This is a genomic window from Actinophytocola sp., assembly GCF_035762905.1.
Taxonomy (GTDB): Bacteria; Actinomycetota; Actinomycetes; order Mycobacteriales; family Pseudonocardiaceae; genus DASYTH01.
On record NZ_DASUCC010000146.1, the window covers coordinates 148,646 to 157,834 of the forward strand.

Sequence of the window (9,189 nt, forward strand, 5' to 3'; positions counted from 1 at the left end):
GGGGGTCGCCACATGCCGTCCGACGATGCCGCCGGGCCCGACGACGACCGGCCGACGACGGGCGCGGTCATTCCGGACCCGCTGTACCCACCGGCACCGGAGGAGCCCCGGCCCACTCGGGCCGCAACGCGGAAGGTGTGGCTGAGGGTGGCAGCCGCGACCGGGGTCGTCGTGCTGCTCGCGACGGGGTATTCGGTGGTGCGCCAACTGAAGGACGATGCCGCGTACCGGGATGGCCACGAAGCCTACCAGCGGGCGGACTGTGTGGCCGCGATCGACGAGTTCGACTCGGTGATCAACGCCTACCGGATCGTGACCGTCGGCGACACGGTGGAACGGGCCGAGCGGGAACGCGCGGAATGCAAGGCCTTCGAGGTGGCGGCGGTCTGGCAGCGGGCCGGCAACAAGCCTCGCGCGCTGGCGTCCTACGTCCAGTTCGTGCACGGCCGGCCGGCCGGCCCGCTGACCGACGCCGCCCGGGCCCGGGTCACCGATCTGCTCGAGGAGCCCGACCTTGCCGAGGTGGCCACCGAACCAAGCTGTCGCGTGCTCGACCTGTTGCGGAAGAACGCGATGGTCGGGCCGGAGACCGGGCCCGGGATCCACTCCGCGTGCGGCACCGCCTTGACCGAGGCGCACGATCTGGATCAGGCGCTGGACGCCTATGCCGGTCTGTTCGCCGACTACCCCACCCACCGGATCGCCGCCGAGGCCGAGGGACTGATCGTCCGGGATGCCCGGTGGTGCGGGCACTTGGCGATGACCACGATCCGCCAGGACCCGGTGCTGGCCGCGCGGGGTGAGCTGTACCCGACCCTGCTCGCCAACTGCGCCACGGCCCCGGCTGTGTGGGCCGAGGACGCCGAGAACGCCGCGGAGGAGTTCCTGCAGAAGTACCCCGGCCACCCGCGCACCGGCGAGGTCACCGTGGCGCTCGCCCGTTCAATGACCAAGCTCGCGCTGGAGAACGGCGACAAGGTGGACTGGCAGCCCTACCCCGACGGTTCGGCCGGCCCGAACGAAGCCGTCATCTTCGCGCACAACGAAGGCGTGGTTCCGTATCGGATCGCACTCAGCGGTCCGGACGGCCGGGTGGTGACCGTCGACGCCTGTGCGACCTGCCGCCCTCTCCCGCGGGCCGAGGGCGAATCCTGCGGCGACCACGCCAACCTGAAGCGGATCGTCGTCACGCCCGGGGAGTACGACGTCGTGCTGGCCCACGGTGTGCCTCGGTATGCCATCACTCGCTGGATACTGCGGCCCGGCCGGAGCTACTTCTTCTGCCTCACCCCGTTCCGGTAGTCAGGAATGTAGCGCCAGTCCCTTGCAGACCTTGTCGACGGCGTTGCGCGGGCCGTAGAGGGCGACGCCGACCAGATTCAGGGCGTCCGCACCGACGGCCCGGACGGCGGCGCGGTTGTCGTCGTCGTTGTCGGTGCCCAGGATCTCCTCGGTGAAGACGGCGGTCGGCAGGTCGCGGGCGACCGCGCGCTGACGGACGCGGCGGAGGTCGACACCATCGGCGACGTAGACCACGACCGGTTGGCGGAACATCGCCAGGTACCGGTTTGCGGAGCCGTCCTCGTACGGCTTGCCGAGCACCTCCGGGACGCCGCCGGCCACCGCGCCGGCCAGGAACGCGGTGATGTTCAGCTTGCGCCACGTCTCGAGATCACCCCGGATCGCAACCACGATCTTCGTCGGAAACCGCATGGGCTGATCGTGCTGATCCGGTGGCACGCAGTCTTGAACGCAGGTGCGCAGGACCCTGTTGACGCGCTCCCCCCGGACCCGTCACGATGCCGCTCCGAGCACAACGATGGGGGGTCTCCACCACATGGCATCCGACGACGCCACCCTGCCCGACGACGCCCAGGACCGGCCGGGCGCGGAGGCCACCGCACCGGCCGACCGGGCCGCCACCGAGCCGGGCACCAGGACACCGCCCGTGGCCGCGGAACCACCCAGCGACACCGAATCCGCCGCCGAGCCGGCCCGCACCCCGGCTCCGGCCGGGCAGGCGAGCGACATCACACCGCCCGCCCCACCGACCGCGGTGCCGACCGACGACCCCCTGGCCGAACCACCCGCCGAACCGACAGCCGCGGTCACCCCGCCCGCCGAACCGGCCGAGCCAGCCACCGGCAACCCACCGGCCGAGCCGCCGGCCGCCGTCACCCCGCCCGCCGGACCGACCGCGGCGTCGACCGACGACCCCCTGGCCGAACCACCCGCCGAACACGCGGCCGTGGTCACCCCACCGGCCGACCCAGCCACCGGCAACCCACCGGCCGAGCCGCCGGCCGCCGTCACCCCGCCCGCCCAACCGAGTGCGGTGCCGACCGACGACCCCCTGGCCGAACCGCCCGCCCAACCGACAGCCGCCGTCACCCCAGCCGCCGCACCGGCCGACCCACCCACCGGCAACCCGCCGGCCGAACCGGCCACCGAATCCGCGACCATCCCGCCCGCCGATCAGGCGGCCTGGTCCCAGGACTGGTCGGTGGCGGTCCCTCCGGCCACCGACCCGGCCCAACCGCCCGGGGCTCCGCAGGCGACCTGGCCGGAAAGCGGATTCCCGCCGCCTCCCGAGGTGCCGCGCCGCCGGCGGTCATGGCGAAAGGTGTGGCTCTCGCTCGGCGCGGCGGCCGTCGTCGTGCTGCTGCTCGTGGTCGGGTACACCGGCGTGCGACTGCTGATGGACAACGGGGCCTACGCGGACGGGCGCGAGGCGTACGAGCGCGCGGACTGTGCGACCGCGGTGGCCGAGTACGACTCGGTGATCAACGGCTACCGGATCGTGACCATCGGCGACACGGTGCGGCTCGCCGAGTCGGAAAAGGCCGAGTGCCAGGCGTTCCGGGTGGCCGCGGACAAGCAGCAGGCCGGTGACCGGCCGGGGGCACTGGTCTCCTATGTCAAGTTCGTGCCGGACCGGCCGACGAGCCCGCTGACCGAGGCCGCCCGGACCCGGGTCACCGAGCTGCTCGAGGCGCCCGGCATCGCCACCCTGGAAAGCTGCGACGTGCTCGACCTGTTGCGGAGGAACAAGATGCTCGGGCCGGACAACGGGCCCGGGATCCACTCCGCGTGCGGCACGGCGTTCGCCGAGGCGCACGACCTCAGCCGGGCGGTGGTCGCCTATGCCCGGCTGTTCACCGACTACCCGGACAACCGGATCGCGGCGGAGACCGAGGAGCTGATCGCCAAGGACCTCCGGTGGTGCACCTCGCTCCCCCGGGTCCGCGACGACCGGGTGCTCTCCGCGCGCGGCGAGTTGCTGCCCAACCTGCTCGCCAACTGCGCCACCGCCGCCGCGAACGTCAACGACCTGGACTCGAAGGAAGCCGCCGAGGAGTTCCTGAAGAAGTACCCCGGTCACGCCCGCACCGCCGAGGTCACCGCGGCGTTCGCCCGGCTGCTGAACAAGATCGCCCGGGAGGACGGCCGGGAGCTGGGTGGATCGCCCCAGGCCATCGGCCGGGCCGGCCCCAACGAGGCCGTCATCCTGCTACACAACGACTCCGCCGAGCTGCTCCGGATCGCACTCGCCGGCGCGCAGGCCCGGGTGGAGACCGTCGACGCCTGCCCGACCTGCCCGCCGTCGCCCAAGGCGGAGAACAACATCTGCCGCGATCAGGCCGTGCTGAAGCGCATCGTCGTCACCGCGGGGGAGTACGACGTCGCGTTCACCCATGGCGACAACGAGTCACGGGTGCGGGATTCCTTCGCCCACTGGAACCTGCGCGGTGGCACGGAGTACTTCGTGTGCATCGGCACGATTACCGAACAGGGGTGAGTCAGCTCACCTCGACGTAGTCGAGCTCGGCGAACCCGGTACCGCCGGCGAAGAACGGCGAGCCCTTGGCCAGCCTGATCGTGTTGGCCCCGGCGCGCAGGTTCAGCGTCGTGGTCACGGTGCCGAACTGGGCCCAGCCGGCGGTCGGCGGGTAGCTGACCGTGGACCAGCCACCGCCGTTGAACGCGATGCCGTGCGTGGCGGTGGCGCCGGTTCCGTTGGCGTACCTGATGGTCATCGGGTAGGCGCGGGCGGTGGGCACGGTGACGACGAAGTCGACGTAGCTGTCGGTGCGGAAGTCGCCCATGTTGTTGATCCCGCCGACGTACCACCCGTTCGACGCGGATCCGCCGGACCGTCGCTGGGCCCGGGACACCGAGGCGTTCTCGGCCTCGTAGCGCTGCTGGAACGCCGGCACGCCGGTGGCCGGCTCGATCACCAGGTGGTACCCGCGGCCCGCGTCCATGTTGTTGACCGGAACGGTGATCGCGCCGCCGGTCACGGTGTGCGTGGTGGTGGAGATCGCGGTCGGCGCGGTCACCGCGGTGAACCGGCCGGAGTTCGGGGTCGACTCCAGCCGGGCCCGAACCGTGCCGCCCAGCGCGCCGATCCCGGTGACCCGCACGAAGTTGGTGCCGGACTCGTTGCCGAGCACCACGTTGACGATCCGGCGGGTGCCGTCGTAGGAGGCGAACCCGTCCAGCCCGGTCTGGGTCTGCGGGGTGGCCGCCACCATGTTTCCGGCCATGTCGCCGTACCACTTGTACAGCCACCAGCTCGCGGTCGGCTGGTTGTTGTTCACCACGAGGCCGTTGACCGTGCCGTACTCGTTCCAGAACGCGCGGTTGGCCATCTCCACGCCGGCCCGCTCCAGCTTGGCCAGGTACGAGACCTCGATGCCGGGCACGTAGACCTCGTCGGTCCAGGCGTACTCGTTGATCGAGATCGGCCGCGGGCTGATCCCCAACTCCCGTTCCAGTGCGCGGTACTCGTTGACATGTGCGGCGATCTGCGGCGCGGTGTGGTTGAGCTCATGCCAGCAGATGATGTCCGGCAACGTGTTGGTGTTCCTTGCGGTGGTGAGGAACGACCGCATGAAGCCGACGTTCCAGCCGGCGATGCTCGGCCCGACGATCGGGGTGACCGTGTCCCGGGAGCGGACCCGCTGGAAGGTGCGCACCCAGCCGTCGTTGAACGGTCCGGCGGCCGCGGTGTTCCAGGTGAAGTCCGGCTCGTTCCACAGCTCCCAGCCCTCGACGTTGGTCACCGTCGTCGCGTTCAGCCGGGCGGTCACCTGAGCGTCCACTTTGGTCAGCCAGTCGGCCCAGCTCACCCACTGGTAGGGGAACGTGGGATAGATGTCGGGCATCCGGATGACCATGCCGGCGCCGACCCGGGTGGCCTGCGGGGCCACCAGCAGCGAGTCGCCGCCGGGCGGCTGGCCGTTCGGCCGGTGCTGGGTGCCGGGCGCCGGCTGGACCACGTTGCGCATCCGGATCGGGTAGAGCGTGCTGTCGGCCGGCCGGTTGTTCTCGGCCAGCGCGTACAGCCCGCCGGACGCGGCGTGGGTGACCGGACGCAGCGGCGCGGCCACGTTGACGGTCAGCGTCGCGCCGGCGGCGGCCGCCGGAGTCTGCGCCGCGGCGAGCAGGGCCGCGACGGTGGCCAGGGTGGCCGCGGCCGCGACGGATCGGGAGAACCTTCGGTACACGGTGCTACCTCGCAAACATCAGCAGGGTTTGATGTGGACGATCAGACCGTGGGCAGCCACACCCGCATTCCGCCGGCTTCCCGGTTGCCCCACAGGAAGTACGGCACGGCGGTCAGATCGACGGACCGCGGGGTCGGGTCCGCCGGGGGTGGATAGCCGGTATACAGCGCGCCGGGGTCCGCGACCACGGCTCCCGCCGCGGCGAGGATGACCATGACGTAGGGGTGGCCGGGCTGCTCGACGGCGCGCACCGGGGCCGACGGATCCAGCCGAACGTCCTCAAGGGTGACCCCGTCCGGCAGGTCGGCCTGCTCGACGCAGTACACCAGCGGTCCGCGGGCAAGCGCGACACAGCCGCGTACGGCGTCCACATGGGAATGCGCGGCGACCAGTCGGGGCGGCATGCGCAGGTCCAGCAGGATCCTGGTGCCGGCTCTCCAGGTGCGGGTCACCGACACGTAACCGTTCTCGGGCACGGCGTCGACCGGCTGACGGTCGATCGTGACGGTGAACTCCTCGCACCAGGAGGGAATCCGCAGGGCGAGGGTCCACGGCCGGTCCGCGTCCCTGGTCGGCACGATCTCGACCCGGCCGGCCCACGGGTAACCGGTTCGCACCCGCAGCCCGCCGGCCGGCGCCTCGATGTCCGCCGAGCCGTACAGGTGCAGCTGTACCCCGTCGCCGTCCGCGGTGGCCAGGTAGCAGTGCAGGGTTGCCATCAGGCGGGCCAGGTTGGGCGGGCAGCACGGGCAGGAGTACCAGGGCAGCCGCCGGGACGGGGCGTCCTCGTGCTCGCCGTCGTGCCCGGTGCGCAGCTGCAACGGGTTGGAGTAGAAGAAATGCCGGCCGTCGGCGGCCACCGCGCCGGCGATCGCGTTGTGCAGCACGCGTTCCATCTCGTCGGCGTACCGGACCCGGCCGGTGGCAAGCAGCAGCCGCCAGTTCCAGTGGAAGCTGGCGATCGCGGCGCAGGACTCGGCGTAGGCGCGGTCCGGCGGCAGCTCGTACGGGTCACCGAACGCCTCGTCCCGGTGCCGGGAGCCGTGCGCGCCGGTGAGGTAGGTCTTGGTGCGAAACGCCGAGTCCCACAGCCGTTCGGCCGCGTCCAGCAGCGACTGGTCACCGGTCTCCACCGCCACGTCGACCACACCGGCCAGCAGGTACAGCTGACGCACCGCGTGCCCGGTGACCTCGGTGGACTCCCGCACCGGTTGGTGGTCCTGGTAGTACTGCGGGCCGAACCGGTCCCGGTCGAGCAGCCCGTGGCCGCGCAGGTTGACGAACCGCTCGGCGACCCGCAGATAGGGCTCGTGCCCGGTCACCCGGTACAGCTCGACCAGTGCCGTCTCGATCTCCGGGTGCCCGTCCACGTCGTCGGTTCCGGACGGACCGAACCGCTCGACGATCAGGTCGGCGAACCGGCGCGCGACCACCAGCAGATCCGGGCAGACGCCGGACCGGGCGGCGGCGACGGCGGCCTGGATGAGATGGCCGGCGCAGTAGAGCTCGTGGCTGGACACCAGTTCCCGCCACCGCCGGTCCGGATGATCGGTCTGGTAGTAGGAGTTGAGGTAGCCGTCCGCCTCCTGCGCCTTGGCCAGCAGGGTGGCGGTGAGGTCAAGGAACCCGGCCAGGTCCGGCGTCCCGGAGCGGCCCAGCTCCCAGGCCGCGGCCTCGGCGGTCTTGTAGATGTCCGAGTCGCTGAACCAGAAACCCTGATGTTCACCGTCGCCGGCACCGGTGGCGCGCCGCATGTTGGCCATCGGCCCGCTGTCCTCGATCCGGGCGATGCAGTGCGGCAGCGTGTTCAGTGCGTTGCGGCCCTGCCAGCCACCGAACAGCCCGACCGGGTCGAGCCGGACGGCGCCGCCCGCAAGCGGGCGCAGCGCCGCGACGGCGCCCGCGGTGGGGGCGGCCGGGCCGCCGGGGGCCGTTGTCCCGGGTTCTGGTGTCATCGTGTTCCCCTCGCTCTAACCCTTCAGTGCGCCGGACGTGAAGCCGCGGACGTAGTAGCGCTGCAGCAACAGGAACACCGCCACACACGGCAGCGCCGCGGCGACCACGCCGGACTGCAGCGCGCCGAAGTCGACCGAGCCGAGGTTGCCGCTCTGCAGGTTGAACAGCGCCACCGGCAGCGTGAACTTGGTGCCGTCGGTCAGGAAGATCAGCGGCGCGACGAACTCGTTCCACGCGGACAGGAACGAGAACAGCGCCACCGTCACCATCCCGGGCGCCACCCCGCGCAGCAGCACCCGCCACAGCGCACCGGTGTGCGTGCACCCGTCGATCAGCGCCGCCTCCTCCAGTTCCACCGGCAGCGCCTCGAACGAGTTACGCATCATGAACAGCCCGAACGGAAGTTGGAACATGGCCAGCACCAGACCGAGGCCGATGATCGAGTTCTGCAGGCCGATCCAGCCGAGGAAGACGTAGAGCGGGATCAGGATCGTGGTGTACGGGACCATCAGGATCGCCAGCGTCACCAGGAACAGGATGTTCTTGCCGGGAAAGGAGAACCGGGCGATGGCGTAGCCGCCGAGCGTGGTGGTCACCACGGTCACCAGGACCGTGACCGTGGCGGTGAGCGCGGTGTTGGTGACGTAGGTGAGCAACCCGTCGCCGTAGCCGGCCAGCCGCTGGTAGTTGTCCAGGCCCCAGCCGTTCGCCGTCCCGCTGGCCTCCCGGCCGTGCACCGAGGAGTACGCCGTCCACACGATCGGAAAGGCGAACAGGATGGCCAGCGCGGTCGAGGTGGTGAAGTAGCCGACGGACCGGGCCGCCGCGCCGGGTGTACGTGCCATGGTCTCCCTCCGCGGCTTACCGGTTGCGCCGGATCAGGAGCAGTTGGATGCCGTTGACCGCGATCAGCACCGCGAGGGTGGCCACCGAGATCGCCGCGGCCCGGCCGAGATCCTGGGACAGGAACGCCTCCCGGTAGATGTCGATCACCACGGTCGCCGTGTCGTGCCGGCCGCCGGTGAGGATGAAGAACTGGTCGAAGGCGAGCAGCGAGCCGGTCACCGACAGCACCATCATCAGCGCGATGGTGGGCCGCAGCAGCGGCAGGGTGACCATCCGCATGATCTGCCACCGGCTCGCGCCGTCCGCTCTGGCCGCCTCGTACAGCACCGGGTCGATGCTCTGCAGACCGGTCAGCAGGATCAGCATGTAGAAGCCGGCGAACCGCCAGGTGATCATGCCGACGGTCGCGGCGAGCGCGTTGCCGTTGGAGCCCAGCCAGTCGATGTCGGTGCTGAACACCCAGCGCACCGCGCCGTTCAGCGGCGAGGACTGGTTGTTGAACAGCCCGTAGAACAGCAGGCTGGCCGAGGCCAGCCCGACCGCCGCCGGGATGAAGTAGGCCGTGCGGAAGAACCCGGTGCCCCGCCTGCGCTGCTGCGCCAGCAGGGCCAGGCCGAACGACACCAGCCCGAGCACGACCGTGGTGACCACGGTGTACTTGAGCGTGAACCACAGCGCCCGCAGGAAGAACGGGTCGGCGAGCGCGGCGTAGTTCGCCACCCCGTTGGGCGCCGACGCGCCGAGCAGCGGCCAGTGGTTGAACGACATCCACACCATCAGGCCGAGCGGGATGACGAACAGCGTGGCGACGATCAGCGCCATCGGTGCGGCGTAGAGGATCGCCAGCCGGCTGCGGCCGCTGGCCAGCGTCCGGTGG

Annotated in this window: 7 protein-coding genes; 2 read left to right on the forward strand and 5 right to left on the reverse strand. The window is 71.1% G+C overall.

Annotation, left to right across the window (positions count from 1 at the left end; translation table 11 throughout):
• The first annotated feature begins 147 nt into the window (after positions 1-147).
• Positions 148-1,302: a hypothetical protein gene (locus VFV67_RS31930; RefSeq protein ID WP_326474415.1), complete on the forward strand. Its 1,155-nt coding sequence runs from the start codon at positions 148-150 to the stop codon at positions 1,300-1,302.
• On the opposite strand, the gene VFV67_RS31935 is transcribed toward VFV67_RS31930, so the two are convergent.
• On the reverse strand, positions 1,303-1,713 hold the full coding sequence (locus VFV67_RS31935) for a DUF2000 domain-containing protein (protein WP_326474416.1): 411 nt from the start codon (positions 1,711-1,713) through the stop codon (positions 1,303-1,305).
• Between the two features lie 124 nt (positions 1,714-1,837).
• Between VFV67_RS31935 and VFV67_RS31940 the strand changes: the two genes are divergently transcribed.
• Positions 1,838-3,799 (forward strand): hypothetical protein, encoded by a 1,962-nt coding sequence (locus VFV67_RS31940; protein ID WP_326474417.1) that lies wholly within the window; start codon positions 1,838-1,840, stop codon positions 3,797-3,799.
• 1 nt (position 3,800) lies between these two features.
• Here VFV67_RS31940 and VFV67_RS31945 read toward each other — a convergent pair whose 3' ends face one another.
• The 4 genes from VFV67_RS31945 to VFV67_RS31960 all read right to left on the reverse strand — a co-directional run.
• Entirely contained in the window at positions 3,801-5,510 is a 1,710-nt protein-coding gene (locus VFV67_RS31945) for a hypothetical protein (RefSeq protein ID WP_326474418.1), read from the reverse strand.
• 41 nt (positions 5,511-5,551) lie between these two features.
• On the reverse strand, positions 5,552-7,465 hold the full coding sequence (locus VFV67_RS31950) for a glycoside hydrolase family 127 protein (protein WP_326474419.1): 1,914 nt from the start codon (positions 7,463-7,465) through the stop codon (positions 5,552-5,554).
• Positions 7,466-7,480: 15 nt separating this feature from the next.
• Positions 7,481-8,311, reverse strand: coding sequence for a carbohydrate ABC transporter permease (locus tag VFV67_RS31955; RefSeq protein ID WP_326474420.1), 831 nt, complete (start codon positions 8,309-8,311; stop codon positions 7,481-7,483).
• 16 nt (positions 8,312-8,327) lie between these two features.
• A partial coding sequence (locus VFV67_RS31960) for a sugar ABC transporter permease (RefSeq protein ID WP_326474421.1) occupies positions 8,328-9,189 on the reverse strand: 862 nt, incomplete at its 5' end.

What these genes read in the sequence shown, in the direction of transcription:
- VFV67_RS31935 (WP_326474416.1), bottom strand. Translation starts at nt 1,713, where the DNA reads ATGCGGTTTCCGACGAAGATCGTGGTTGCGATCCGGGGTGATCTCGAG.
- VFV67_RS31940 (WP_326474417.1), top strand. Translation starts at nt 1,838, where the DNA reads ATGGCATCCGACGACGCCACCCTGCCCGACGACGCCCAGGACCGGCCG.
- VFV67_RS31950 (WP_326474419.1), bottom strand. Translation starts at nt 7,465, where the DNA reads ATGACACCAGAACCCGGGACAACGGCCCCCGGCGGCCCGGCCGCCCCC.
- VFV67_RS31955 (WP_326474420.1), bottom strand. Translation starts at nt 8,311, where the DNA reads ATGGCACGTACACCCGGCGCGGCGGCCCGGTCCGTCGGCTACTTCACC.